This is a genomic window from Pseudomonas mosselii, assembly GCF_003205295.1.
Taxonomy (GTDB): domain Bacteria; phylum Pseudomonadota; class Gammaproteobacteria; order Pseudomonadales; family Pseudomonadaceae; genus Aquipseudomonas; species Aquipseudomonas mosselii_B.
This window is the reverse complement of sequence record NZ_QJRP01000030.1, coordinates 17,040-44,033: the sequence shown is the minus strand read 5'-3', so window position 1 is coordinate 44,033 and position 26,994 is coordinate 17,040. Positions and strand designations below refer to the sequence as shown.

The 26,994-nt window shown below is 67.6% G+C and carries 14 protein-coding genes; 4 read left to right on the top strand and 10 right to left on the bottom strand.

The genetic code is table 11. The annotated features are described in order from the left end of the window. Window positions 1-16 precede the first annotated feature (16 nt). The 3 genes from DMX06_RS21305 to mqo all read right to left on the bottom strand — a co-directional run bounded on the left by DMX06_RS21305 (window position 17) and on the right by mqo (window position 15,604). Window positions 17-12,256, bottom strand: coding sequence for a filamentous haemagglutinin family protein (locus DMX06_RS21305; RefSeq protein WP_375538111.1), 12,240 nt, complete (start codon window positions 12,254-12,256; stop codon window positions 17-19). Window positions 12,257-12,533: 277 nt separating this feature from the next. Then, window positions 12,534-13,679: a substrate-binding domain-containing protein gene (locus DMX06_RS21300; RefSeq protein ID WP_110739222.1), complete on the bottom strand. Its 1,146-nt coding sequence runs from the start codon at window positions 13,677-13,679 to the stop codon at window positions 12,534-12,536. 350 nt (window positions 13,680-14,029) lie between these two features. Continuing rightward, entirely contained in the window at window positions 14,030-15,604 is a 1,575-nt protein-coding gene (gene mqo, locus DMX06_RS21295) for a malate dehydrogenase (quinone) (protein ID WP_110739221.1), read from the bottom strand. Window positions 15,605-15,818: 214 nt separating this feature from the next. Between mqo and aroQ the strand changes: the two genes are divergently transcribed. Together aroQ and DMX06_RS21285 are read left to right on the top strand one after the other, a co-directional pair. After that, the gene (gene aroQ, locus DMX06_RS21290) at window positions 15,819-16,268 is read left to right on the top strand and encodes a type II 3-dehydroquinate dehydratase (RefSeq protein ID WP_110739220.1); all 450 of its coding nucleotides are present in this window, start codon (window positions 15,819-15,821) and stop codon (window positions 16,266-16,268) included. Beyond that, entirely contained in the window at window positions 16,265-17,110 is an 846-nt protein-coding gene (locus DMX06_RS21285) for a shikimate dehydrogenase (protein WP_110739219.1), read from the top strand. Before aroQ ends, DMX06_RS21285 begins: the two co-directional genes overlap by 4 nt. A gap of 52 nt (window positions 17,111-17,162) precedes the next feature. On the opposite strand, the gene DMX06_RS21280 is transcribed toward DMX06_RS21285, so the two are convergent. The 4 genes from DMX06_RS21280 to DMX06_RS21265 are packed head-to-tail and all read right to left on the bottom strand — an operon-like array spanning window position 17,163 to window position 19,994. Next, the gene (locus DMX06_RS21280; RefSeq protein ID WP_050706136.1) at window positions 17,163-17,897 is read right to left on the bottom strand and encodes an amino acid ABC transporter ATP-binding protein; all 735 of its coding nucleotides are present in this window, start codon (window positions 17,895-17,897) and stop codon (window positions 17,163-17,165) included. After that, complete coding sequence (locus DMX06_RS21275; RefSeq protein WP_110739218.1) at window positions 17,884-18,531, bottom strand: amino acid ABC transporter permease; 648 nt, start codon at window positions 18,529-18,531, stop codon at window positions 17,884-17,886. Before DMX06_RS21275 ends, DMX06_RS21280 begins: the two co-directional genes overlap by 14 nt. Beyond that, window positions 18,532-19,197, bottom strand: coding sequence for an amino acid ABC transporter permease (locus DMX06_RS21270; protein ID WP_110739217.1), 666 nt, complete (start codon window positions 19,195-19,197; stop codon window positions 18,532-18,534). Between the two features lie 11 nt (window positions 19,198-19,208). Beyond that, the gene (locus DMX06_RS21265) at window positions 19,209-19,994 is read right to left on the bottom strand and encodes a transporter substrate-binding domain-containing protein (RefSeq protein WP_110739216.1); all 786 of its coding nucleotides are present in this window, start codon (window positions 19,992-19,994) and stop codon (window positions 19,209-19,211) included. 261 nt (window positions 19,995-20,255) lie between these two features. On the opposite strand from DMX06_RS21265, the gene DMX06_RS21260 reads away from it, so the two are divergent. Then, on the top strand, window positions 20,256-20,954 hold the full coding sequence (locus DMX06_RS21260) for a FadR/GntR family transcriptional regulator (protein WP_110739215.1): 699 nt from the start codon (window positions 20,256-20,258) through the stop codon (window positions 20,952-20,954). Window positions 20,955-20,960: 6 nt separating this feature from the next. On the opposite strand, the gene DMX06_RS21255 is transcribed toward DMX06_RS21260, so the two are convergent. Further along, window positions 20,961-21,623 carry a TetR/AcrR family transcriptional regulator gene (locus DMX06_RS21255; RefSeq protein WP_028688744.1) on the bottom strand — a complete coding sequence of 221 codons (663 nt, stop codon included), beginning with the start codon at window positions 21,621-21,623 and terminating at the stop codon, window positions 20,961-20,963. Between the two features lie 169 nt (window positions 21,624-21,792). Next, window positions 21,793-23,685, bottom strand: a complete 1,893-nt coding sequence (gene quiC / locus DMX06_RS21250) for a 3-dehydroshikimate dehydratase QuiC (RefSeq protein ID WP_110739214.1) — start codon at window positions 23,683-23,685, stop codon at window positions 21,793-21,795. A 454-nt stretch (window positions 23,686-24,139) separates the two neighbouring features. On the opposite strand from quiC, the gene DMX06_RS21245 reads away from it, so the two are divergent. After that, entirely contained in the window at window positions 24,140-25,513 is a 1,374-nt protein-coding gene (locus tag DMX06_RS21245; RefSeq protein WP_110739213.1) for an MFS transporter, read from the top strand. Window positions 25,514-25,634: 121 nt separating this feature from the next. On the opposite strand, the gene DMX06_RS21240 is transcribed toward DMX06_RS21245, so the two are convergent. Beyond that, window positions 25,635-26,978 (bottom strand): OprD family porin, encoded by a 1,344-nt coding sequence (locus DMX06_RS21240; protein ID WP_110739212.1) that lies wholly within the window; start codon window positions 26,976-26,978, stop codon window positions 25,635-25,637. Between the last annotated feature and the right edge of the window lie 16 nt (window positions 26,979-26,994).

Genomic DNA, 26,994 nt, shown 5'->3' with positions numbered 1-26,994 from the left:
CGCTGCCCGCCTCGCCTCATAGCAACAGGTTGCCCCGCTCCTCCTCGGTCAGTTGTGCCTTCGCCCGCTCATCCAACGCCCCGGCCCCGAGCACCTGCACCGGGCTGTGGCGGTTGTACTGGGGGTTGAGGCTCGCCCCGTCCTGCCCGGGCACCAGCCGCTCGCCGCCGAAGCCCAGCACCTGCACGGTGATCACCGACGGCTGGCGCTGCCGGGAGGCGGCCTGCTGCTGGCGGCCTGCCTCTTCGGCGGCCTGGCTCGCCGACGATGCCGCAGCGCTGGCCGAGGCAATCGCCCCGGTATTGACCGAGGCCACCACCGGCATGCCCTTGGCATCGCCCTGGACCTGGATGTTGGCGGCGTTGACCACCTGCAACGCGGCGATGTTGACGTTGCCCGACACGCGGATCCCGGCCTCGCCGGCATCGATGGTGCCCAGCGGCGCGATCAGGTCGATATCCCCCGGCGGCACCTCGGCGATCGGGTTGAGCGTGGCGATGCCGGCACCGGTGCTCGGCACGCTCGGCGCCAACCCGACGTTACCCCACAAGTCGTAGGTGCGCTTGGGCGGGGTGTACACCACGGTGGTCTTCGAACCGCGACCGGCGTTGATGTCGCCCTGGGCCGACCAGCCGAGGATCGAGCCGCCGAAGGTGGTCATGATGCGGCTCTGGCCAAGCAGGATGCTGCCTTGCGAGTACAGCTGGATATCGCCGCTGCCCTGGGTGATCACCCCGGCGGTGGACGGTGGCGCCTCGCCCTCGATGCCGAACACCTGCTGGCCACCCGGCGTCAGCACCTGGATATCGCCGCCGAAGTCGGTGTGGATGCCTGCCCCGCCATAGAACGTAGCGCTGCCGCCGTAGCTGATCGGATTGCCGGCTACGTCCCGTTCCGGGAACAGCGCGGCGATCGCCTGGCGGCCGCGCAGGTAGCTGCCGGTGCGCGGGCCCGCGGCGTCGTTGTATTCGCGGCCACCCTCGCGCAATTCGGCGAAGTACACCTGGCGGGCGAAGATACGCTGCTGCTCAGCGGGCAGCGTGGCGAGGAACGCCCTGCCCGCCTCGGAGTCACCCTCGAAGGCAAAACGCGCGCGCAACCAGGCCAGCAGCTCCTGGTCGTAGACCTTGGCAACCTGGCCCGGCTGTCCGGCCAGCGGGTGAGACGGATCTGCCAGACGCTGCGGATCCAGGTAGCGCGCCAGCAGGCCGGCGTAGTCCGGCCCCTGCTGGCCGGCCCCGACGATAATGGCGATGGACGCCCCGTCGTTACCGGCACCACGGCCACCGACCCGGCCAATGCTGGTGATCGCCGCTTCCTGGTAGGCCGAATCGACTCCCGGGCCGGACTGGTACAGGTTGCGTCCGGCGACTACTTCGAGCTGGCCGGGGCCGGCGACGTTGAAGGTGCTCAGGCGGATGTCGCGACCGGCGCTGACCAGCGAGACATCGCGGCTGTCGCCATGGATGAACAGGTTGCCGCTGGAGTAGGTGGTGGAGTCACCGCCACCGCCCACCATGCCGTCGGCGGCCTGACGCTGGCTGCCCAGCGCGGTGCCGGCGTTGACGATGTCCCGCCCGGCCATGATGCGAACCGCCCCGCTTCCCTGGTAGAGCTTCAGGCCGCGCAAGCTGTAGTCGATGATTTCGCCGCTGTTCAACCCCAGGATGTCACCGTCCAGCGCGTAGAAACGCACGGGCTGCGAGGGTCGTACACTGCCGTCGACATAGGTGTTGAGACCAAAGGTATACAGCGGATACTCCCAGGTGTTGCGCGGCAGGTCACCGTGCAGGTTGGTCGACAGGATCAGGTTCCCCGTGCTGGTGCCCAGGAAGGCAGGACGCAACGGCGTGGGCAGCGCCGATTCGTCGGTACCGCTCTGGCTGACGGCATAGCCGCCGGCATAGATCGAGTTCCCGGCAAGCAACTGCAAGCGGGTACTGCCCGAAGGCGCGGTCATCAGGGAAGTGGCCGAGGCCACATCCGCCGAACTCTGCACCGAGTTGCCGTAATACAGGTTGCCACTGACCGCAGTGGCGCTGAGCGCGGTGGGGTAGAACACTCGACCGCCATGAATAGGCAGGTTGCGGGTCGCGACCCGCAGGTTGTCATGAACGATCGGCGCCAGGTTGCCCCCCAGGCTGACCAGCTCGACCGACGTCCGTGGCGTCCAGAGCGAGAACCAGCTGCTGCCGCGCCCCGTCATTTGCGCACCATTGTCAGCGTTGAACGGCGTGCTGTTGAACAACGGCACCCGCCCCGGATCGCCAACCCCCTGCACCACCAGGTCGCCACGGCTGCGCAGGCGCACGCCGGCATCCCCCGGCATCAGCGTGATCCCGCCCCAGGCCTTGGCCCGGGTGGCGGTGTACGGATCGTAGGCGCGTGACTCACTGTTGTCATGCTCGACCCCGTAGCTGCCGTAGATCGACTGCAGCAGCCCCATGTTGGCCGCCTCCACCTGCATGGCACCCCGCAAGTTGACCAGCGCGCCCTGCAGATCGACCAGCGTGTCCGCGGCGGTCACGGCGGAGACCCCCGCGTTGAGACCGCCACCGACGCGCAGGTCGAGGTCGCCACCGCCGCTCTGCACCAGGCGTCCATCGACGGTCACCCGCCCCGTACTGGCAACCACCAGGTTCAACCCCTGGCTACGCTGTACATCGACCACATCGACACCACTGCTGCGCACCAGGCCCGCCGCGCCTGCGACGCGCACGTCGAGGTTGCCGCCGCCGAGCGTGCCGAAACCGGTGAAACCGACCAGATAAGGCAAGGCCTGGCTGCTGGCCGGGTCCTGGGCGAAGCTGCCGAAGTTGAGCCACCAGGCCGCCGGCGTGCCGGCGTCGGCCTGGCCCTGGCGCCACAGCCAGTTGCCGACGGCCGCCGACGATGCCTGGCGGCGCGTCACCAGGTCGGTGGGCTTGGGCCCGACCAGATTGCCGGTCAGGTCGCCGCCAGCGGCGATCAACAGGTTGCCACCCTGCTGCGGGTACCAGGCCCGGTACTGGCCGGTGGTCGATTCGTAGGCTGCGCCCAGGGCGCCTAGCACGCTGCCATCGGCCTGGCGACCGCGGGCCAGCTGATGCGGATCGATGCCCTGTTCGAGCAGGGCCGGGGCCTGGGTACCGGCGGTGTAGACCCCATACAGCGAGTCCATGCGCCAGTCGCCGGCGCTGAGCAGTTCGAGATCACCCGTACCGGTACGCAAGACGCTGTACAACTGGGTCTGCGGGGTGATCTCGGCCTTGGTGACGCCGCCCGGCGTTTCGACCTTCAGGCACCAGGTTGGCCGCGCGGTACACAGCGCCAGCAGGTTGGAGGGCACCGGTTGGCCAGGTACCCGCCCAACCGCCAGGTTGGTCCAGAAATAGCTGATGATGGGTTTGGAAGTCTCGATCACCCGGCTGGCGATGTAGTGCTGGTCGGCCAGGCGCAGCGCGCCGGCCTCCGGCTCGGGACGGGTGATGCGGCTGTCGGCGGCGCCCAGGTCGGCACCGGCGACCAGGCGCATCGACCAGGATTGCGAGCCCTCCGGCAGCATCTGCCCAAGCGCCCAGTTGCGTCCCTGCTGGCCGGCGATCTCCTGGCGCAGATCCACCCAGAACACGCCCGTGGGCAGCTTGACGTCGGTGCCAGCCGGCAGCAACGCGCCCACTGCCAGGGCCAGGGCGCCACGCTGGGTCAGGCCTCCGGCAGGCAGGGCGGCGCCCTTGCGCCAGACCCCGCCACGCACCGCCACGCTTACCGGCAGGCGGCTGCCGGCATCCAGCCGGGTATCGGCGGCCAGGGTCACCGCCTGCTCGAACAAGGTGCCCGCGGCATGCAGGACATTACCGGAAGCATCGCGCACGGCGGCATCAAGCACGGTACCGGCCGGCAGGGTCACCGCGCTTGCCAGGGTCAGCACGCCAGGCAGCCGGGTGTTCGCCGGCAGCGAGGTGTCGGCGAACGGCAGGTCGAAATTCAACGTGCTGCCAGCCGGGTAGCGCGTGCCGGCGGCCAGTTCGACACCGCTGCGTGGAATCACCAGGTCACTGTCGAACGGCTGCTTGCCGGGAATCAGGATCCAGCCACGGCCATCCATGCGTTCGCTGCCGGTGGCCAGTTCCGGCGGCAGGAAGCCGTCGCTGATGCTGCCATGGACTTCCAGGTTGCCGCCGGCACGCAAGGCCAGGTGGCCGACCTCGCCGGAGCCGCGCAGGAGGGTCTGCGCCGTGGCCGGGTTGAGGCTGGCGTAACGATGACCGGACAGGTCGAGGTCGCCGCGCACCACCAGGTCGGTCTGGCCATCGCGGGTGGCGATCTCCACGCCGGGACGCAGGTGCAGGGCCTTGGCGTAGGCGGCGTTGTTCAGGCCGGCCAGGCGGTTGTCGAGCAGGTCGCGGTTGGCCAGCGCGGCATTGACGAACAGCACGCTGCGCGCATGCTTGCCGTCGAGATAAGCCTGGTCGATGTACTGGTACGGGCGGCCACTGGCCGCCGTGCCGCCATCCGGCGCGTCGGTGTAGCGCTGCTGGCCGACCACGGCGATGGACTGGGCACCCTGGATATCCAGGCGGCCACGGGCATCGATGGCGATATCGCCGGCGACGTCGCTGCCCGCCCGCGGCGCCGTCAATACCAGCGAGCCACGGGCACGGCCGTCGTGCTGCGCGGAGGCCGTGCCATGGCGCAGGTCCAGGCGGGCGCCGGGGCTCAGGGTCAGCACCCCGTCACCGCTGGCAAGCTCGATCAGCGCCCGGTTCGGCGCATCGATGATCGCGCCGCTGCTGTCGACCCGCAGCAGGCTGCCATGGGCATCGAGCACGGCCCCGGCGGCGAGGGTCAGGCCATGCCCGGCCGCCAGGCGGATGCTGCCGACCTGGGCGCCGCTGGCATCGACGGTGCCGGTCACGGTCAACTGGCCGTTGTCCAGCGAGAGGCTGATCTCCCGCGCCTTGAGCTCGCTGCCGATCGCCAGGTCGCCCTGGGTGATCTGGAAGCTGCGGGCGCCGAATACCTGGTCGCGGTTAAGGCGCTGGTTGAGCCCGGCGAAATCGTCCACCTGGCGGGCACGGATCGCCACCGATCCCTCGGCGTACGGTACCCGCGTGCCACCGGCGTCATAATCGCCGCTGGCGCTGCCGAGGAGCTGGCCCAGCAGGCTGACCTGCCCACCCAGGGCGGTGGCGCTCACGCGGCCGGCGCGGTTGTTGGCGGCACTGAGGTCGACCAGGCTGCCGCTGGCCTGGCGGATGTCACCGCCAGCGCTGGCCAGCAGCAGCTCGCCGCCCCAGCTGTACTGGGTCACGTCGTTGAAAGTCAGGCTGCGCCCGGCCAGATCGATGCGCGAGCGCTCACCCAGGACCAGCGCCTGCTGCGCTGAAACGCTCAGCTTGCCGCTGGGCAAGCTGAAAGTACCGTCCAGGAGCACTTGCTGGCCACTGAGCGCGAGCTCCGCGCCCACGCCATCGCGGCCGCTGGCCAGCGCGCCGCCCCCACCGCTCACGCACAACAGGCCGCCGGCGCTGATGCGGTTGATCGAACCGGCGCTGCCGGTCCACAGCGGCGTATCCACCAGCAGGTCGCCGCCGCTGTACTGGAAGCCGCCCTCGCTCTGCCAGGCGCCGCGCTGGTGATAGACCTGCAACGCCCCGCTGTGATTGGCGCTGACCTGGCGGCTGGCGCGGATGTCGACCTGGCTGAAGCCCAGGGTCTGTCGGCTCATGCTGGCGGTGCCGTCGGGCTGGCTGGCCGGCCCGTAGCCGAAGGTCAGGTTTTCCACCCGCAGTTCGAGCACGCCGTCGCCACTGCCCGCACCACCGGCGATGGGCGCGCCGGGCAGCGTGCGGGCGCCGTTCCACACCAGGTTGCCGGTATGGATGGTCGCCCGTTCGCTGGCCTGGCCGAGACCGTAGATGGCCGGCGTGCCAAGGATCAGTTGCTGCACGCGGTTGCGCCCGGTCAACGGATCGTAGGTGTCGAGCACGCTGCTGCCGAAGAAGTTCAGCGAGTCGGCCGCCGTCAACGACAGGGTCTGCAGGGCGGGAATGCCGCCCACGGTGCTGCCCTGGAACAGGCGGTCGAGCACCTGCTGGTTGAGTGTCAGCCCCTGGCCCAGCACCCCGGCATTGGCCGCGGCGGCCAGCGCGGCGGTGGAACCGACATTGATACGCCCCACCGCCAGGCCCAGGTGGCGGGTGCCGAAGCTGACCTGGTCGTCGAGGTTGAAGGTGCGGTCGGTCGCGGCGAACAGCGAGCCGTCCGAGTACAGGCGGGTCATCCCCGCGCAGTTGCCCGAAGGGCAATCGCCAATGAGGATGCTACCGGGCGCAAAGACATCGCCGGCCACCGACGGCAGCACGTCCAGGCGGCCGTTGGACAGCGCCAGCAAGCCGTGGGCGTTGGGGTCGATGAGGAAACCGTCATTGGCATCGAACGGCACCGCACCCTGGCCCAGGGTGATGATACTGGCCCCCTGCTCGACGACGATGGCGCCGCGCGCCCTGTCGGTGGCAAGAAATACCTCGCCGGCGCGCAGTTCGGCGCCACTGCGCACGAGGATGTCAGCGGTCGACTCCTTGAAGCGCATCATGTTGCCGCCCTGGCCGTAGAGCACCTCCGGACGGGCGCCGATGCTCAGCCGCGGCGCCTTGAGCGCGCTCAGGTCGCTGGCGCGCAGCGCGACCCGGTTGGGTTGCAGCCAATCGCTGACCTGGCCGTCCGCGAGGATCTCGATGGCATCCACGCCCAGCACCGCCACGCTGCCGCCGCGTCCGCCGCGAGCCGCGTCGAAACGCGCCTGGCCGGCAAAGCGGAACGTGGTCTCGGGGTCGGCATTGGGCTTCAGGCGCAAGGTCAGCCATTTGCCGTCGGCCTCGAGCGCTGCACGCGGCACCCCCTTGGCCAGGGCGTCGGCCTTGACGAAGGCGGCGTAGGACATCTCGTTGTACTGGCTGTAGCGACGCAGGGTATCGGCGGCGGTGAGGATGACCTGCCCCGACAACGGCTGGCGGATATCGGTGTGGGCCACCGACAGGCTGCCCGAGGTGGTCCAGGAACCATTGCGCATGGCCTGGCTGATGCCCCGCTGGCCGGCCATGGCCAGGCCGTTGAGCTCGACGCGAAAAGCGCCCGGCAATAGCGCGTAGCTGGCCGGCAGCAAGGTGTAGGTACCCGCAGCCAAGCCCGGGATGCCCTGGTCGAGGGTGATGCGCTGGCCGATGGCCGGGTCCGTCACGCCGGCCTCCCCGGCCAGCGGCGCGTAGTCGCCGGCCAGGCCAGGGACGATGGCATAGACCGGGTTACTCGACAGCGACGGCAATACCAGCCGGCCATCGGCATCGAGCTGCATCAGCGGGTGGAATCGGGCGTCGGTGGAGCCACCGCGCCCAGAGACGAAGCCGGCGCCGCTCAGCTCGCCGCCCCCGGCCAGGTCGATCAGCGCCCCGGCCTGCACATCGATACGCTTGCCAGCCAGGACCACGCCGTGGTCGATGTCGCCGGTGCCGCCAATCAGGTTCACCGGCTTGCCGTCGTACCGGTAGCTCAAGCCATCGACCGTACCGCCGTAGGGCATGCGCAACCCCGCCGCACTGACCGAGGTGATGCTGCCGGGCAGCAGGCGCACCTCTTGTCCGATCTCGCCGGTATCCCCCAGCAGCACCTGGCCGAGCGGCGCCCGCACCACCCCGCCCTGCTCCACTTGGCCGGCAACAAGGGCAAGACGCCCGAACACGGACAACGGGGCTTGGGGTGTGGTCGCGCCGACTCGGCCGACACGCAGCGTGGCGTCCTGGGTGGTCCGCACCCGGGCGTAGGCGCCGCTCACCGGATACAGCTGGGCGGCCAGCAGCTCCAGGTCGGCATTGCTGCTCAAGTCGGTCGGCGACGAGGCAATCTCCCGACCGAGGAAGCGGATGTCGCCTTCACTGCGCAGTCGGGTCAGGGCAAAGCCTCGGCGATCAAACTGCAGGTGTTGCCCACTACTGAGGGCAAGGTTGCCGCGAGCACCCAGGCTCAGCTCGTCGCGCACTTCGAGCAGGTTGGCCTCGACCTGCAACAGTGCGTTCGACGCCTGCTGCGACAACCCGCCCTTGACGGTCGGGCGCACGGTCTGGTCGCCGCCCAGGTGGTTGCTGCCTGCCAACCGCACATAGGGTGCACGCAGGCGGATGCTGCTGTCGTCGGCACTGCCGTTGGCGAGCACCAGGGAACCGGCGTAGAGCTGCAGGCCCTGGGCCAGGTCCAGCGCCAGGGAGCCGTCGAAGGCCAGCACGCCGTCGCTGAGCAGGGCCAGGTTGGCGAAACCACCGCGCTCGACGGCGTCCACATCCAGGCGCGCATGGCCATAGCGCAAGCGCTGGTCGGTACCGGCCCCACGGCCGAGTACCAGCTCGCGCGGCACATTCAGGCCATCCTCCAGGCCATCCTTGCGGTACAGACCGGTATCGAGGGCCACGCCGAGGCTGCCGCCCGCCGCGCCGACACCGCCGGACCTGGCGCTGAGCGTGCCGTCGAGGCGCAGGCCATAGCTGGAGGCCAGGCTAATGCTGCCACCGGCGCTGGCCATTGCCAGTGGGCCCTGACCACGGATGTCCAGCACGGCGCTGGCGCCATCGGCGCGCAAGCGGGCGCCACGGACGATGTCGACAAAGAGGTAGGCGCCGTCGCTGGTCCCCTTGGCGTGGTCGATCTGCCCACCAATGACGATGTTGCCGCCGGCGGTGACCCGCCCATAGCGCCGGCCCTGGCTGTCGAGGGCGGTAAGCGCCTGGCCGGAGACATCGATCAACGCCTCGCTGCCCAGGCGGATCGCACGGTTGTGCAGGCTTTCCTGCACCCCGCTCACTACCGTTTCGGGCAATGCCTGCAACAGGCTCACCTTGCCACCGGCGGCCAGCAGCGAACCGTCCAGGTTCAATTGCGCGGTACTGCTCAGGGCGATCGACTGCAACGGGTCGACACCGATACTGGCGCCACGACGCACCTCCAGCAACGCGGCCTCGCGGTCCGCCTGGGCCAGGCGGGTATCGCCGGCGGCGAGGCTCAGGCTGGCGCCGGCACGCAGGCCCAGCTCGCCCTTGATCGCGTTCTCGCGCACCTGCGGCGCCAGCCACAGGGTGGCCTGGTCGCCGACCGGCAGGCTGGCGTCGAGCAGTTCCACGGGCCGGGTGACCTGCACCTGGGCGCCTTCGGCCACGGTCAACTGTCGCGTGCCACGTACGGCGTAATGGGCGAAGCCGCGGTTGAAGAAATCCTCGCCGAGGGACAAGGCGCTGGCGTCGGCCACGCCGCCGATCCGCACGCGCTCGGCCTGCAGGTCGAGGGTGCCGGCGCCGTTGCTGCCATGACCGCGCAGCTCGCCATCGAGGCGCAGGCGTCCGTCACCGCTGGCGTTGAACACGCCGGCCTGCAACGTCAGGTTGCCGCCACTGCCACCGCGCAGCTGGTTGCGCTCGCCACGCACCACCCCGCCGGAAACATCCAGCACGCTGGCCTGCCCCAGCAACACATCGCCGGAGCTGCGCAACGACAGGCTGCCTGCGTTGCGCCAGGCCATGGCCCCTGCGTCTTCGCGGTCGCTGCGCGCACCACCGACATCCAGGCGCACGCCTTCGCCAACCAGCACCTGCGCACGCAATCCGGCCGGCGTGGCCAGGGCGATATCGCGAAGGTCGGCGCCCTCGCGCTGGCGCAGCACATCGCCCAACATCATCTGCCCGCCCTTGGCGTTAAGGTCGGCCGCGACCCGCACCTGTGGCGCGTACAGGGTCAATTGCCCACCGTCGGCCAGGTGCAGCGCCTGGTCGACCTGCACCGACTCGCTGGCGGCAATGCTCAGGCCACCCAGCGCGAAACCGTTGAGCAATTCGCTGTCCAACAGCAGTCGCCCGCGCCGCTGCTCGTCCAACGGCGCCTGCAACTGCACATCGGCACTGGCCCCACGGTTGCCGACACCCAGTGTCACCTGACGCAGCACCGGGGTCAGGCTGAAGGCCAGGTCCTTGCTTTCGGTTAGGTAGCCCGGCAACTGCTGGCCGATGACCAACTGAGCGCCTCGGGCACGAGCACTGTGGACCTGCTTGTAGCCATCCAGCCCCGCCACCGGCGCCTGCACCTGGCGCTCGTCCTGCCAGGTCTCGCCGACCAGCCGGCCATCAAGCAGCGCACCCTGGGTGGCCACCACCAGGCTGCCGGCGTCGCGCCCGACGGTGTAGCCCTGCTCGAAGCGTTGCTGCGGGGCGATCAGCGGGTTGTAGAACACACGGGTCTGGGCCCAGCGCGCCGAATGGTCCTCGAAGCCTTGGTACAGGCCGCTGTAGAGCAAGTCGCCAGGCGCCCGCGACAACTCGTACAGGCGCCCGTCCTCACCACGCAGCCAGCTTTGCCGCACGTAACCGTCCTGCACCGCCAGGGTGCCGCCGGACAGGTTGATCTCGGCGCCAGCACGGGTGACCAGGTCCTGGCCGGTAAAGGTCACGGTACCGCCCTGGGCCATCCATTCACCCACGCCATGGCTGCGCGTGCCCAGGTAGCCGCCCACCTCCAGCAGTCCTCCGGCGGTGTACCAACGGTCGCTGGCATGGCCATTGACGCCGGCCGCGACGTGCACCAGCTCGCGCACGTCGACCCACACATCGCTGTTGATCAACCCGCCCTTGTCGCGGTTGCCGGCGGCGTCGCGCTGCTCGTTGCCCTGGACATTGATCTTGATGACATTGCTTTGCATCGCCACCTTGACCCCGAGGGCGCCGGCCACATCGAGGCGCGCCCCCTCGTCGACCAGGCTGCGCCGGCCGCTGCTGACCGCCACCTGGCCACCGGTGGCCAGGGTCAGCGAACCGTCCTGGAAGTGCACGGTGCCGCCGCTGACCACTTCCACCCGCGACTGCTCGGGGCGGTCGATCACCGTGCTGAGGTTGTCGAAACGCCCCGTGGCCAGGTTACCGTTGCTGCCGTTGACCCCCGCCCGGGAGGCTTCGCGCTGGCTGTCGAGTGCCGCGCTGTCGTCAAGCAGCACGGCGGTGACGCTGCCGCGCTCGAAGCTGACGCTGCCGGTGGCATCGCTGGCGGCGTTGAGCAGGTGGATGCTGCCGCGCCGATCCACCGAGGTGCTGGCCAGGATCACACCCTGCTGGCGCACCTGGTGACCGGTCAGGGTAATGTCGCCGCCGGCGGCCTGGATCAACCCGCTGTTGCTTACCGTGCCGGCGCTGCTGCCGGGCCTGAGGCTGCCCGCCACTTCATTGCCGCGGGTGGTCGAGTAGCGGTTGGCTTCGGTACCCTGGCCGCGACGAATGTAGAAATCGTCCGCCGCCGCCAGGGTCGCCTGGCCCTTGCCGGCGATGATCTGGCCGTCGTTGCCCACCTCGCTGCCCAGCAGCAGCACGTAGCCGCCACCACTGGTGGAGCTGCTCGGCTCCTGGGTACGAATCTGCGCGCCGCGTTCGACAAGCACCTTGCCGGCGGCGTTGGTGAAGGTGGCCTGGCTGGCGCTGCTGTCGAAATAGAGCCCGCGCTGGGTGAACTGCTCGTCACTGACCTGGGCGGCGGCGGCCACCAGGTTGCGCACGTTGACCTGGCTGGTGCCGTTGAACACCACGCCGTTGCGGTTGATCAGCATCACCGTGCCGGGCGCCTCGATCTGGCCATGGATCTGGCTCGGACGGGCGGCGGGATCGTTGACCCGGTTGAGCACGGCCCAGTCTGCCTGCTGCTCGAAGCGCACGGTGGTGTCGCGGCCGACGTTGAAGGTCTCCCAGTTGAGGATGGCCTTGTCGGCGGTCTGCTCGATGCGCACCTGGGTCTTGCCGCCGGCCTGGCTCTGCTGCGGCGCCTTGGCATTGAGCCAGCCCTGGGTCAGCGGGTTCTCGTCGACCTTCAGGCCGCCCTCGCCCAGGCCGTTGGGCACCACCTGCGGCTGCACCTGCGCCAGGGTCCGGCCATTGGCCTGGGCCGCCTGCTGGGCGGCGATGGCCGCCACCGTGTTGTTGAGGTTGTTCACCGAGCGCTGGAACTGCTGGTTCAGGCGCTGCTGCTGGGCCAGGGGCGGTGGCGACCCCGGCAGCACTTGCCCCGCACCGCCGGCACCGGCTGCGCCGCTCGGGGCGCTGGAGGCGCCCTTGGCGGCAAACCAGCCCGAACTGAACGGCTGCGCCGCTTGCGCGCTACCCGCCAGCATCAGCAGGGCGATGGCCTGGGCCAGGGGCTTGAGCCGCGGCGGCTCGCCGCGACGCTGGATGGCGGAGGCTAAAAGGGCTGGCTTGGGCATGCCGCGCGACATCGCAGGGTTCCTTGTGCTGGTTCTCGAGATCAGGGGATGGCGGTCGTGATGCCGCTTTGCCATAAGGCGCTTCGGCCGCAGGGGGACCGAAGCTTTGTCATGCAAAGTTCATGGAGCTGGGGTATGGCGACCGCCTGCACCCGACGCAATGCCGGTGCTCGTGCTGCCTGGTCGACGCAAAATGAAAAAAGCCCCGGCGTCACCCACAGGTGCCGCCAGGGCCCATGCCCACGCCCGAGGACGCGGGCCACCGGGGTTTTGCCTGTTACGAGCGACCGATACCGTTGCACACGTTGGTGTTGGCGATATCCAGGCCTTCGTTGCCTGCGTTGGTCAGGAAGGCTTTCTTGATTTCATCGGCGAAGGCGCCCGGAACCGGCACAAAGGAGTGAATGCCGATGGCCAGGTCGTGGTTGCCGCTGTACAGGTCGTTGAGGAAGCCACGGATAGCGGTGGCGTCGGCGGCGTCCTTGTAGCACTGGCCAACCAGCAGGTTGGTGTAGCCGACGATCGGATAGCCAGTGGTCGGCACCGGCTTGTCGCTGGCGCCACGGCCGAAGGTGACAGCCCAGCTGGCCGGGTTGGCGCGGTTGGCGGTCGGGGCGGTGGCGCTGGCCAGGGCGGCCTGGGCGTTGTCGACGGTCGGCAGCACGGCGGTGCCACTGGCCAGCTTGCTGACACGGGCCACCTGGGCATTGTTGGCGGTATCGACGAAGTCAGGGCTGACGTAGCCGATGGCGCCGTCGGTGGCGTTGACGGCATTGATCACGTCGGCGCTGCCAGCCACGCCCTGCCAGGTGCTCGGCTCGGTACCGACGTTGGCGCTGGTGAAGGTGCTGCTGACCGAGAAGGCGGTCGGGCAGCTGTCGTTGAGGAAGCGCGCCAGCAGCTCGGTGGTGCCGCTGCTGCCGTTGCGGTAGATCACCTTGATCGGGGTGGTGTCGGCGGTGCCGAGCAGTTGGCCCCAGGTGGAGATGCTGCCGGAGAACACGCCGCACAGCTGCGAAGCGTTGACCTGCAGATCGCTGACACCATTGCGGTGGTAAGGGATGGTGACGGTGGTGCCGACGGCCGGGATCTGGATCAGTTTGCCCCAGGTGGCGGCGCGGCTGCTGTCGTAGGTCGACAGTTCGCTGGCGCTCAGTACCGAGTCGGAACCGGCGAAGTCGACGTTGGTGCCGGCCGGCTGGTTGATCGATGCAGGGGCGTTGGTCAGGAAAGCGGTCTTGCCACCGCCGCTGCCCACGCCGGTGTAGCTGAAGCCGCTTGGCAGGATGCCTTCCCAGGTGGCGTTGCCGTTGTACAGCGGCTCAGGCAGGGTGGCGCCGCCACCGACAACAGCAGCCATGGATTGGGCCGAAGCCAGGGTAGCAGCCACCAGGGAGGCGGCGATCACAGTACGCTTAAACATGAAGCAATCTCCTATCGTCGTGTTCGTACGTTGAGTGGGTCGCGCATTGCTGTGGCCACAGGCCGCATCCCCTGATCCAGAGGGGCTGGCGGCCTGTCCACGGAGGCAACATTCGCAGCTTGTGGTGACAGCCAAAGGAAAAAACATCGGGAGTTCGGCGGGGAAAAGCTCGGGTGTCGGAGGGCGGCTTGCGGGCTTGCGGCGGGCTGGTCAGGAGTCAGCGCAGACAGTACGGGAGGGGGCGGTCCGGAGGATGGCGGATCAGGCACTCGGGAGTTTGGCCAGGGAGAGAAAAAAGATTGTGCCAGTGCCGGCCACTTCACAGTGGCCGGTGGGTCATGGCCGGGCCCTCAGGGCGCGGCGACCTCGCTGGGCGTCGCCAGTTGCAGGACCTCGCTGGTGTAGGCCCACTCTTGCTGGACCTTGTCCGGGTGCTCGTTCAGGCGGATGCCATAGGACGGAATGATCTGCTTGATCTTCGCCTGCCACTCGGGCGTCGCCACCTTGTCCTTGAATACCTTGTTCAGCAGGTCGAGCATGATCGGCGGCGCGGTCGAGGCGCCCGGCGAGGCGCCGAGCAACCCGGCGATGCTGCCGTCTTTGGACGTCACCACTTCGGTGCCCAGCTTCAGCACCCCGCCCTGGTTCTCGTCCTTCTTGATGATCTGCACACGCTGGCCGGCCTGCCACAGACGCCAGTCTGCCTTCTTCGCCTCGGGGAAGTAGGTCTGCAGGGCGGCAAAGCGGTCATCGTCGGACTGCATCAGCTGGCCGATCAGGTACTGCACCAGGTCGAACTCGCGAACCCCGACCCGCACCATCGGCCAGGTGTTGTGCAGCGACATGCTGGCGAACAGGTCGAGCAGCGAACCCTCCTTGAGGAACTTGGTGGAGAAGGTCGCGAACGGCCCGAACAGGATCATGCGCTTGCCGTCGAGCACCCGGGTGTCCAGGTGCGGCACCGACATCGGCGGCGCGCCGGTGGCGGCGATGCCGTAGGCCTTGGCCATGTGGCGCTGGGCGATGGCCGGGTTGTCGGTGACCAGGAACGAGCCGCCCACCGGGAAGCCGGCATAGTCCTTGGCCTCGTCGATGCCGGACTTCTGCAGCAACGGCAGCGCGGCGCCGCCGGCACCGATGAACAGGAATTTCGCGTCGGTGGTCGAGGTGCTGCCATCCTTGAGGTTCTTGTATTCGACGTGCCAGCTGCCGTCATCGTTGCGAGTGATGTCCTGCACCTCGCTGGACAGCTTGAGGTCGAAGTTCGGTCGGGTCTGCAGGTAGCCCACGTACTGGCGGGTGATCTCGCCGAAGTTGACGTCGGTGCCGATGGGCGTCCAGGTGACGGCGAGCTTCTGGTTGGGGTCGCGCCCTTCCATCATCAGCGGCACCCACTTGGCGATCTGCGCGTGGTCCTCGGAATACTGCATGGGCTTGAACAGCGGGCTGGCCTGCAGCGCCTCGTAGCGTTTCTTGAGGAAGCGGATGTTGTCGTCGCCCCAGACGAAGCTCATGTGCGGCGTGGTGTTGATGAACGAGCGGGGGTTCTTCAGCACGCCCTGCTTGACCTGCCAGGCCAGGAACTGGCGGGTGACCTGGAACGACTCGTTGATCTCCACCGCCTTGCTGATGTCGATCTTGCCGTCCTTCTCCGGGGTGTAGTTGAGCTCGGCCAGCGCCGAGTGGCCGGTCCCGGCGTTGTTCCAGCCGTTGGAGCTTTCCTCGGCGACCTTGTCCAGGCGCTCGACCATCTCCATCTTCCAGCCCGGTTCCAGCTCGTTGAGCCAGACCGCCAGCGTGGAACTCATGATGCCGCCGCCCACCAGCAGCACATCGACCCGCTTGCTGTCGGCGGCGTGGGCGTGAAGGCCCAGGGCCAGGACCAGTACCGCGACTGCCCACCTGGGCGTTTTGGTGATGTTCATGTGCTCTCCCGTGTTGGACATTGCGTGCGCCTGCGGGATCAAGCTTAGCCGACTGATTTGCTCGGGCATGGTTGCGGTGTTTTTTATTGCCTTTGTCGGTGACTGTCGTGGGCGAGGTCCGATAATCGCCCGTTTTCGACAGTATGGATTTGACCAAACTAACCAGATAGTACAAATATCATCGCATCCAATAACAACAAGGCGATGCCCCGTCATGACACCCCGAATCCTCGTGCTCAACGGCCCCAACCTTAACCTGCTGGGCACCCGCGAACCCGCCCAGTACGGCCATGAAACCCTTGCCGACCTGGCCCGCCTGTGCGCCGCCAGCGCCGCCGAACTGGGCCTGGAACTGGAGTTCCGCCAGACCAACCATGAAGGCGAGCTGCTCGACTGGATACATGCCGCCCGCAGCCGCTGCCACGGCATCCTGATCAACCCCGCCGCCTGGACCCACACCTCGGTGGCCATCCGCGACGCCCTGGTGGCCAGCGAACTGCCGGTGATCGAGGTGCACCTGTCCAACGTGCACAAGCGCGAGCCGTTCCGTCACCTGTCGTTCGTCTCCAGCATCGCCGTGGGGGTGATCTGCGGCCTGGGCAGCCAAGGCTACCGCATGGCCCTGGGCTACTTCAGCGAACACCTGCGCGAGCACGCGGCATGAATGGCCCGGGCATCCTCGCCGGCCTCATCGGCCGCGGCATCCAGGCCTCGCGCACCCCGGCGCTGCACGAGCGTGAAGGCGACGCCCAGGCGCTGCGCTACCTGTACCGGCTGATCGACGCCGACCAGCTGGGCCTGGACGACAGCGCCCTGCCCGCGCTGCTCGATGCCGCCGAGCGCACCGGTTTCACCGGGCTCAACATCACCTTCCCGTTCAAGCAGGCGATCCTGCCGCTGCTCGACGCGCTGTCGGACGAAGCCCGCGGCATCGGCGCGGTGAACACAGTGGTGCTGCGCGATGGCCGGCGGGTGGGCCACAACACCGACTGCCTGGGCTTCGCCGAAGGCTTGCGGCGCGGCCTGCCTGGCGTCGCCCGGCGCCAGGTGGTGCAGCTGGGCGCCGGCGGCGCCGGCGCGGCGGTGGCCCATGCGCTGCTGGCCGAAGGTGTCGAGCGCTTGCAGTTGTTCGAAGTGGACCAGACCCGCGCCCGGGCGCTGGTGGACAATCTCACCCAGCGTTTCGGCGCCGGTCGCGCCGTGCTCGGCGAGGACCTGGCCAGCGCGGTGGCCGACGCAGATGGCCTGGTCAACACCACGCCCGTGGGCATGGCCAAGCTGCCCGGTACCCCCTTGCCGCCCGCGCTGCTGCACCCACGGCTGTGGGTGGCGGAGATCATCTACTTCCCCCTGGAGACCGAGCTGCTGCGCCATGCCCGGGCCCTGGGCTGCCGCACCCTGGACGGTGGCACCATGGCAGTGTTCCAGGCGGTCAAGGCATTCGAGCTGTTCAGCGGGCGCCCGGCCGATGCCGAGCGCATGCAGGCGCACTTCGCCAGCCTCTAGCAAGCCCGCGCTTGCGCAATCTGGGCTGCTGCGCAGCGAAGCGATGCAGCCCTCAGGTCCCCACCACCGCACCGATGAAGTTGGCCAGTTCCGCCGTGCGCGGCGCGGCGAACACTTCGCGTGGGTTGCCGGTCTCGTGCACCTTGCCCTGGTGCATGAACACCAGCTTGTCGCCCACCTCGCGGGCGAAGCGCATCTCGTGGGTGACCATGACCAGGGTCATGCCCTCCTTCGCCAACTGGCGCACCACGCCCAGCACCTCATTGACCAGCTCCGGGTCCAGCGCCGAGGTGATCTCGTCGCACAGCAGCACCTTGGGCGACATGGCCAGCGCCCGGGCGATGGCGACCCGCTGCTGCTGCCCGCCGGAAAGGCGGTCGGGGTAGGCATCAATCTTGTCGCCCAGCCCTACCCGCTCGAGCATCCGCTCGGCCAGTTGGCGTGCCTCGGCCCTGCCAGCCTTCTTCACCACCTGGGGCGCCAGCATCACGTTCTCGCCCACGGTCAGGTGCGGGAACAGGTTGAACTGCTGGAACACCATGCCGACCTTCTGGCGCAGCGCGCGCAGGTCGGCACGGCCGGCGTCGAGGTACTCGCCATCCACCTCGATCACCCCGTCGCTGATCGACTCCAGGCCATTGAGGGTGCGCAGGAAGGTGCTCTTGCCCGAGCCGCTGCGGCCGATGATGGCCACCACCTCGCCCTCCTCGATGCTCAGGTCGACCCCCTTGAGCACGTGGTTGTCGCCGTAGTACTTGTGCAGCGCGGACACTCTAAGCAGGGGCATGCAGCCTCCTTTCCAGGTAACGGGCGCTCAGCGAGAGCGGGTAGCAGAGGATGAAGTAGCCCACGGCCACCAGGCCGTAGATCAGAAATGGCTCGAAGGTGGCGTTGGCCAGCATGCCGCCGGTCTTGGTCAGCTCGGTGAAACCGATGATCGAGGTGACCGCGGTGCCCTTGACCACCTGCACCGAGAAGCCCACGGTCGGGGCGATGGCGATGCGCAGGGCCTGGGGCAGGATCACATGGCGCAACTGCTCCAGGCGGCTCATGGCCAGGCTGCCGGAGGCCTCCCACTGGCCCTGCGGGATCGCCTCCACGCAGCCGCGCCAGATCTCGGCGAGAAAGGCGCTGGTGAACAAGGTCAGGGCGATGGCTGCGGCCATCCACGCCGACACGTCGATGCCGAACAGGGCGATGCCGAAGAACACCATGAACAGCTGCATCAACAGTGGCGTGCCCTGGAACAGCTCGATGAACGCGCGCGCGGCGCCACGCAGCAGTGGCCGGTCACTGACCCGCGCGACCAGCAGCAACAGCCCGGCGACGCTGCCGCAGGCGAACGCCACCAGCGACAGCAGTAAGGTCCACTGCAACCCGATCATGAGGTTGCGCACGATATCCCACAAGGTGAAGTCCATTCAGCGTCTCCCCATCAACAGGCGCTGGCCGATCCAGGCCAGCAGCTGGCGCACGACGATGGCCATCAGCAGGTACAGCAGCGTGGTCAACAGGTAGGTCTCGAAGGCGCGGAAATTGCGCGACTGGATGAAGTTGGCAGCGAACGACAGCTCTTCGGTGGCGATCTGCGAACACACCGCCGAACCGAGCATGACGATCACGATCTGGCTCGACAGCGCTGGCCAAACCTTGGCCAGGGCCGGTTGCAACACCACGTGGCGAAACGCCTCGAAGCGGCTCAACGCCAGCGCGGCCGAGGCTTCGAGCTGGCCCTTGGGGATCGCCTGGATGCCGGCGCGGATGATCTCGGTCGAGTAGGCACCCAGGTTGATCACCATCGCCAGTACCGCCGCCTGCCATTCACTCAGGCGCACACCCAGCGCCGGCAGGCCGAAGAAGATGAAGAACAGCTGGACGATGAACGGCGTGTTGCGGATCAGCTCGACGTACAGCCCGAACAGCGCGTCGAACGGCCGCATGTGCCAGGCCCGGGTCAGCGCGCCGAGCACGCCGATGGCGACCCCGAGCACGGTGCCGACCAGGGTCAGCTCCAGGGTGAACAGCATGCCCCGCAGCAACAGGTCGCCCTGCGCCAGCACCGGGGCGAAGTCGAATTGATAGGCCATCGCTCAAGTGCTCAGAGATCGGCCGGCAGCGGCTGCTTGAGCCACTTCTCGGCGTTGCGGTTCAGGCTGCCGTCAGTCCTGGCGGCGTCGAGGGTGGCGTTGACCTTCTGCAAAAGCGCCGGCTCGTTCTTGGCCAGGCCCACGTAGACCGGCGAGTCCTTGAGCTTGATCTTGAGCACCGGCACCTTGGCCGGATTCTTCGCGGCGATGGCGGCCATCACCACGCTGCCACTGGCGATCAGCTCGACCTGGCCGGACAGGTAGGCGGCGATGGTCGAGTTGTTGTCCTCGAAACGCTTGATGATCGCGCCCTTGGGCGCCACGGCGCTCAGTTCCATATCCTCGATGGCGCCGCGGGTGACGCTGATGGTCTTGCCGGCAAGGGCGTCGATAGCGTCGACCGGTGCCTCGGCCGGGCCGAACACCGCCAGGTAGAACGGCGCATAGGGGCGCGAGAAGTCGATCACCGCGGCGCGCTCGGGGTTCTTGCCCAGGCTCGAGATTACTAGGTCGACCTTGCCGGTGGTAAGGAACGGGATGCGGTTGGTGCTGTTGACCGGGGTCAGGGCCAGCTTGACGCCAAGCTTGTCGGCCAGCAGTTGCGCGGTGTCGATGTCCAGGCCGCGGGGCTTGAGGTCCGGGCCGACCGAGCCGAACGGCGGGAAGTCCTGGGGCACGGCAACCTTGAGCACGCCGCGGGCGGTGATGTCGGCCAGCGCGTCGGCCTGGGCCAGGGGCATTGCCAGAGGGGTGGCGCAGAACAGGGTGGCCAGGAACAGGGAGCGGAACGTCTTCATCGAAAGGCCTCGCAGGAGTCCGGAAAGGGGCTGCGATGCCAGTGCACGGGCCATGCCAGCCTTGGGCAAAACACCTGTGAGCGGCGTGGCGCAAGGCGCCGATCAGGTCTTACTGGTCTGAACAGTTGTGACCTCGAAGCACCCCGTGCCCCGCTTTCGCGCAACGGCCGCAGGGCCTGCGCCAGGACGAGGCAAGGCTTGCCACGCCGTGCCGATTGCCCGTAAAAGGGAGGCCATCGCCCTCAGACCGGTCTGAACAGCATGATCGCCACCGCCACGCGTCCCGTCCCGGAAATCGCCCTGCAGGCCATCCGCCAACTGATCGAGCGGGATGGCTACCAGCCCGGCGACGCCCTGCCTTCACAGCGCGACCTGGCCGAACGCCTTGGCGTGAGCCGGGCGTCGCTGCGCGAGGCATTGTCGTCGCTCAGTGCCCTGGGACTGGTCAGCGTGCAACCGGGCAAGGGCGTGTTCGTCCAGGCTCCGGCCACCGGCCAGCCATCGCCGGGCGGCTTCGCCTGGCCCTATGCCGAACAGGTCTCGGCCGCCGACACCTTCCAGCTGCGCTACGCCCTGGAAGGCTTCGCCGCCGGCCAGGCGGCCTTGGCGTTGACCGCCGATGACCTGGACGCGTTGCAGGCCAACGTCGAGGCAATGGCCGTGGAGTTGCGCGCCGGGCGCTTCGAGGCCGCCGCACGCCTGGACTTCGCCTTCCACCAGCAACTGCTGCAGGCCAGCGGCAACCGCGCGATGCTGCAGGTGATCACTGCCAGCCAGGACATTTTCCTGGAAAGCCAGAAGCTGCCGTTCATCCGCCCCGAGCGGGCCATGGAAACCTGGCAGGAGCACCGCAAGATCCTCCGCGCCCTCGCCCGCCGCTCCCAAGCCGGCGCGCAACGGGCGATGCAGGAACACATCCGCAACGCCGCGGCGCGCACCGGGGTGGTGTTCGCCGGTTGAACGGGATCAGGCCTTGATATAGCGCATCACCGCCTCGCAGATCACCTGCTTTTGACGCTGCTTGACCTGCTCGTCGGCCAGGTCGATCTGGAAGATGTCGCCGAAGGTGTGGCGGTTCGACACCCGGTAGAAGCAGAACGAGCTCATCAGCATGTGCAGGTCGATCACCTCGATCCCCGGGCGGAACACGCCCTGCTCCACGCCACGGGCGAGAATCTTGCCCAGTGCGTCGAGCACCATGCTGCTCATCTCGCGGATCACCGGCGACTGCTTGACGTATTCGCCGTAGTGGATGTTCTCGGTGCAGACGATGCGCACGAAGTCGACGTTGTCGGCATGGTGGTCGAAGGTGAACTCCACCAGGCGCTGGATCGCCTGTTCAGGCGACAGCGAGTCGAGGTCCAGACTGTGCTCGGTCTTGCGGATGTCGCCGTAGAGCTTGACCAGGCATTCGACGTAAAGCTGCTCCTTGCTGCCGAAGTAGTAGTAGATCATGCGCTTGGAGGTGGCGGTGCGCTCGGCGATGGCGTCGACCCGGGCGCCGGCCAGGCCCTGCTGGACAAACTCGGTGATGGCGGCCTGGAGAATGTTCTCGCGGGTCTTTTCCGGGTTGTTCTTGCGCGATCTGCGCAGCCCTTCGACTTCAGGCTTGGCTACCGAATCACTCATACCGACTCACAGGCTCGTTATAGGAATCCGGGCGATTATCCGTGAGCCGGGCGGTGCAGGGAAGCGTGGTGTTGCTCGAGAGGTCAGGTTCCAGGGGCGATGCCAGCCCCGGGCGTTGCGCGGTCCCTGTGCGACAGCGTGGCCCGAAGGGCTGGGCAGTCTCCTACAGCTACAGCACCGACTTGCGCGCCTTGGCCATCGCCGCCAGGCGCACCGCCACGTTGGCCGCGCCATACCCGGCGTAACCGCCCTTGCGCTGCAGGATTTCGAAGAAGAAGCGCCCTTCGAACGGCTCGGTGTACACATGGAACAGCTCGCCGCCCTGGGCATCGCGGTCGTACAGCACGTTGTAGTACGCCAGCTCGCTGAGGAACTCGTCATCGAACTCGAAGCGCGCCGCCAGGTCGTCGTAGTAGTTCAGCGGGATCTCCAGCAGCGGCACGCCGGCCTCCTTGGCCCGGGCCACCTCGCGGAAGATGTCGTCGCAGTCGAAGGCGACATGGTGCACGCCCGAGCCGCGATAGCTGTCCAGGGCATGGGCGATGGCGGTGTTGCGGTTCTCCGAGATGTTCAACGGCAGGCGCAGGCTGCCACACTGGCTGCGCAGGGCACGGCTCTTGACCAGGCCATAGGGATCGGGCAGCACCACCTCGTCGTCGGCGGTGAAATCGAACAGGCTCTTGTAGAACAGCACCCAGCTGTCCAGCGCCTCGGCCGGCAGCGCCAGGGCCATGTGGTCGATGCGCTTGAGCCCGCCGCTGGCCTGGGCGTTCTGGTCCAGGTGGAAGTCGGTGTCGTAGAGGCTCGGGCCGTCGGCGTCCGGTTCCACCAGGTACAGCAGGCTACCGTCGGGCGCGCGCACGGCCGGGATCTCGCGTTCGTTGGGGCCGACCAGGCCACGGAACGGCTGGCCACGGTAGGCGGTGGCGCGCCGCAGCGCGGCCTGACCGTCACTCACCCGCAGCGCCGTGGCGCACAACGACGGACCATGGGCCTCGAAGAAGTTGTGGGCGAACGAGTAAGGCTCGGCGTTGAGCACGATGTTGATATCGCCCTGGCGCAGCAGGCGAACCGCCTTGCTGCGGTGCTCGCCGGCCTCGGCGAAGCCCAGGCGCTTGAGCCACACGCCCAGGCGCGCGCCGACCGCCTCGTCGACGGCGAACTCGAGAAATTCCACGCCGTCGTAGCTGCTCGCGGGCGGTGGCGCGAACAGCACGCCAGGCTCGGCGGCCCGCGCCTCACGCTCCAACTGAAGGCGGGTCTTCTCTTCGAGGTACAGCAGTGAACGCAAGCCATCGGCGGCATTCTGCCGGGGCGGTGCCGCACGGAAGCCATCGTTGAAGATCTCCAGCGACAGCGGACCGCGATAACCGGTGGCCAGGATCGGCGCGAGGAAACCTGCCAGGTCCATCTCGCCCTGCCCCGGGAAACAGCGGAAATGCCGGCTCCACTCCAACACGTCCATGGCCAGGATCGGTGCGTCGGCCATCTGCACGAAGAAGATCTTCTCGCCGGGGATATCGCGAATGCCGCTGGGGTCGCCCTTGATCGACAGGGTGTGGAAGCTGTCCAGGATCACCCCCAGCGCCGGATGATCGGCCTGGCGCACCAGGTTCCACACCTGCTGCCAGGTGTTGACGTGGCGGCCCCAGGCCAAGGCCTCGTAGCCAATGCGCAGGCCCCGGTCGCCGGCATGTTCGGCGAGCAGGCGCAGGTCGTCCACCAGCAACTGCTCATCGCCCAGGGCGTCGGGCTGGACGTTGCTGCACAGCAGCACCAGGTCGGTGCCCAGTTCCTGCATCAGGTCGAACTTGCGCTCGGCGCGGTCGAGGTTCTTGTGCAGCCGATCGCGGCGACAGCCCTCGAAATCGCGAAACGGTTGAAACAGGGTGATCGCCAATCCCAGGTCCGCGCACAACTGGCGGATCTCGCGGGGGCTGCCGGCGTAGTACAGCAGGTCGTTCTCGAAGACCTCGACGCCGTCGAAACCCGCGGCGGCGATGGCTTCGAGTTTTTCCGGCAGGGTGCCGCTCAAGGAAACGGTGGCGATCGAACGGTGCATGGCGGGTGTTCCTTGTTATTGAGGGAGGCCTGGCAGGTCAGGTCCTATCGCGGGGCAAGCCCGCGATGAGGCCGGTACGGACAACACCTGGCACGATCGATTATTCGCAGGTAAAGTCGCCCCGGCAATTAACTTTGTACGAAACAGTTAGTTTTCGTTCGATTACCGAACACAACCCGTTCCGGCGAATTGATTCACCCACCCCCGTGAACAACCATGAACACCAGTCGCAGGCCCCGCCGGCCCTTCTCGCTGCCACGCCGGTCGTTCGGCGGAACCTGCGCTGCAATACCCAACGTCACCACATAATAAGTTCAAGAAAACGGGTACCGACCTATGCACACCTTGCTCGCCCTGCAATCCGCACCGCCGCGTTCGTCTTCTCCCTACAGCCCCGATGCCGTGCCCTGCGCGCGCTGACCATCCGGCCCCTGACAAGAACAACGGAGACAACATGGCCCACTCAAGCTCCCAAGCCAAGAAAGCCACCGCCAGCGGATGGATCGGCTCTGCCCTCGAATACTACGACTTCTTCATCTATGCCCAGGCCGCGGCGCTGATCTTCCCGCAAATCTTCTTCCCCTCCAGCGACCCGAAGATGGCCATCATCGCCTCGCTGGCCACCTATGGCGTGGGTTACCTGGCGCGCCCGATCGGCGCCTGCGTGCTCGGCCACTGGGGCGACACCCGCGGGCGCAAGAACGTGCTGTTGCTGTGCATGTTCCTGATGGGCCTGTCGACCATGGCCGTGGGCCTGCTGCCCACCTACCACGACATCGGCCTGCTGGCCCCGGCGCTGCTGGTGGTGCTGCGCCTGGTCCAGGGCTTCGCCGTGGCCGGCGAGATCTCCGGCGCCAGCTCAATGATCATGGAGCACGCGCCGTTCGGTCGTCGCGGCTACTACGCCAGCTACACCCTGCAAGGCGTGCAGGCCGGCCAGGTGATGGCGGCGGCGGTGTTCCTGCCGCTGGCCTACTTCATGCCCAGCGAGGCCTTCAACGAGTGGGGCTGGCGCATCCCGTTCCTGATGAGCGCGGTGGTGCTGATTGCCGGCTTCATCATCCGCAAGGAGGTGCACGAGACCCCGGCCTTCGTCCAGGAGGAGAAACAGGACAAGGTCGCCAAGTCGCCGATCGGCGAAGCCTTCCGCCACAGCTGGAAGCACATGGTGCTGGTGATGTTCATGGCGCTGATGAACGTGATCCCGGTGGTCGCCACCATCTTCGGCGCGGCCTACGCGGTGCAGCCGGCCTACGGCATCGGCTTCGACAAGAGCGTGTACCTGTGGATCCCGGTGGTGGGCAACATCGTCGCGGTGCTGGTGATTCCCTTCGTCGGCAACCTGTCCGACCGGATCGGCCGTCGCCCGACCATGATCGCCGGCTGCCTGGGCTCGGGCCTGCTGGCCTTCGCCTACCTGTACGCGATCAGCATCCAGAACGTGCCGCTGGCCTTCGCCGCCTCGATCCTCATGTGGGGCATGGTCTACCAGGGCTACAACGCGGTGTTCCCAAGCTTCTACCCGGAGCTGTTCCACACCCGCTACCGCGTCTCGGCCATGGCCATCGCGCAGAACATCGGTACCATGATCACCGCCATGCTGCCGGCGCTGTTCGCCGCCGTGGCGCCACCGGGCTCGGAGCATATCTGGCTGGTGGTCGGCGGGCTGGCGTTCCTGGTCACCTGCCTGTGCGCGTTCGCCGCCTACCTGGCGCCGGAAACCCATCGACTGGCCATGGAAGACCTGGGCAACCCGCAGGCACGGCCGATGGCGCGTGAAGCCTATGAGGCCAGCCGCAAGGGCAACCTGAAAGCGTTCGGCCATTGAGGCCAGCGCCCCAGGACTTTCGGTTCAAGCCCGCGAAAAAAAAGACGCCTCGTTCGAGGCGTCAAGACATTCACCTGTAACCAAAGGAGCACAGGGGCTTCTCAAGGTGAATAGGGGGTGATCAGAGAATCGACAGCGGGTACTCGACGATCACCCGCACCTCGTCCAGGTCCGACTCGAAGGCCGTGGCCCGGGTGGTGGCCTGGCGCACGCGCAGCGACAGGTCCCTGGCCGCGCCGGTCTGCACCACGTACTTGACCTCGATGTCGCGCTCCCAGCGCTTCTGGTCGGTAAGCGGATCGCCGTTGTCGTCACGGCGCATGTAGTAGGCGTTGGCGTGGCTGTAGTCGGCATCGCTGCCACGGCCGTAGCGGGTCATGAACGACAGCCCCGGCACGCCGTAGGCGGCCATGTTCAGGTCGTAGCGCAGCATCCACGAGCGCTCCTTCGGCGAGTTGAAGTCGCTGTACTGGATGGAGTTGTCGAGGAAGATCGAGTCGGACTGGCGCAGGTAGTCGAAGTCGTCGTCGCCGTTGTTGCGCTGGTGGGTGAGCGCGAGGGTGTGAGCGCCGTAGCGCACGCCAAGCTTGGCGCTCCAGATGTCGTTGTCGAACTGCCCCAGGCGCTGACGCCCTTCGTCCTTGGCGTTGTAGAAATTGAACCCGCCGATCAGCGCCAGTTCGTCCGACAACGGCCAGGTCACGCTGGTGCCGGCGTAGTACTGGTTCCACACGTCCTTCAGGCGGCTTCCGAACAGGCTGACGCTGATGTTTTCATTGATCGCGTAGTCGCCACCGCCATAGGCGATCCATGGCGAATCCACCGGGCCGCCGTAGAAGGTCACGAAGCTCTCGCGCAGATCGCTGGACACCGGCTGGCTCATGGCGTGCAGGCGCCCCGCCTGCAGCGTCAGGCCTTGCAGGCTGGTGTTCTCCAGGGTCACCCCGCGAAAGCTTTCCGGCAGCAGCCGTGAGTCACCGGCCGCCACCACCGGGTTGACCGGGAACACATCGCCCACCCGCAGCACGGTGTCGAACAGGCGCACCTTGGCCGCGCCGCCGACCTTGCTGTATTCGTCGCGGGCCTGGCCATCACGGTCCACCGGCAGCACGTCGAACGAGCTGCGCCCGCCGTTGCGCCCGCCACCGGTGTCGAGCTTGAGACCGAGCATGGCGAAGGCATCCACGCCGACGCCCACCGTGCCTTGGGTAAAGCCGGATTCAAAGCGGGTGATGATGGCGTGGGCCCAGGCTTCGGAGTAGCCGTTGTCACTGGCCTTGTCGGGGTTGTAGGTGGGGGCGTAACCGTCGCGATGGTCACGGTTGAAGTAGTAATTGCGGTTGAGCACGCTCAGTCGGCTGCCCTCGATGAACCCTTCCTGCTGCTCTTGCGCGGCCCAGACCGCCGGGCCGAAACCGGCCAGCGCCACCAGGGCGGCCAGGGAAAGTGTTGGATTGCTTGTCATCCGTTGCTCCTTCGAT

Coding starts and splice junctions, on each gene's coding strand:
- DMX06_RS21270 (WP_110739217.1), bottom strand. CDS start 19,197: ATGGCCTATCAATTCGACTTCGCCCCGGTGCTGGCGCAGGGCGACCTG.
- DMX06_RS21260 (WP_110739215.1), top strand. CDS start 20,256: ATGATCGCCACCGCCACGCGTCCCGTCCCGGAAATCGCCCTGCAGGCC.
- DMX06_RS21240 (WP_110739212.1), bottom strand. CDS start 26,978: ATGACAAGCAATCCAACACTTTCCCTGGCCGCCCTGGTGGCGCTGGCC.
- DMX06_RS21280 (WP_050706136.1), bottom strand. CDS start 17,897: ATGCCCCTGCTTAGAGTGTCCGCGCTGCACAAGTACTACGGCGACAAC.
- aroQ (WP_110739220.1), top strand. CDS start 15,819: ATGACACCCCGAATCCTCGTGCTCAACGGCCCCAACCTTAACCTGCTG.
- DMX06_RS21285 (WP_110739219.1), top strand. CDS start 16,265: ATGAATGGCCCGGGCATCCTCGCCGGCCTCATCGGCCGCGGCATCCAG.
- DMX06_RS21255 (WP_028688744.1), bottom strand. CDS start 21,623: ATGAGTGATTCGGTAGCCAAGCCTGAAGTCGAAGGGCTGCGCAGATCG.
- DMX06_RS21305 (WP_375538111.1), bottom strand. CDS start 12,256: ATGCCCAAGCCAGCCCTTTTAGCCTCCGCCATCCAGCGTCGCGGCGAG.
- DMX06_RS21300 (WP_110739222.1), bottom strand. CDS start 13,679: ATGTTTAAGCGTACTGTGATCGCCGCCTCCCTGGTGGCTGCTACCCTG.
- DMX06_RS21275 (WP_110739218.1), bottom strand. CDS start 18,531: ATGGACTTCACCTTGTGGGATATCGTGCGCAACCTCATGATCGGGTTG.
- DMX06_RS21265 (WP_110739216.1), bottom strand. CDS start 19,994: ATGAAGACGTTCCGCTCCCTGTTCCTGGCCACCCTGTTCTGCGCCACC.
- quiC (WP_110739214.1), bottom strand. CDS start 23,685: ATGCACCGTTCGATCGCCACCGTTTCCTTGAGCGGCACCCTGCCGGAA.
- mqo (WP_110739221.1), bottom strand. CDS start 15,604: ATGAACATCACCAAAACGCCCAGGTGGGCAGTCGCGGTACTGGTCCTG.
- DMX06_RS21245 (WP_110739213.1), top strand. CDS start 24,140: ATGGCCCACTCAAGCTCCCAAGCCAAGAAAGCCACCGCCAGCGGATGG.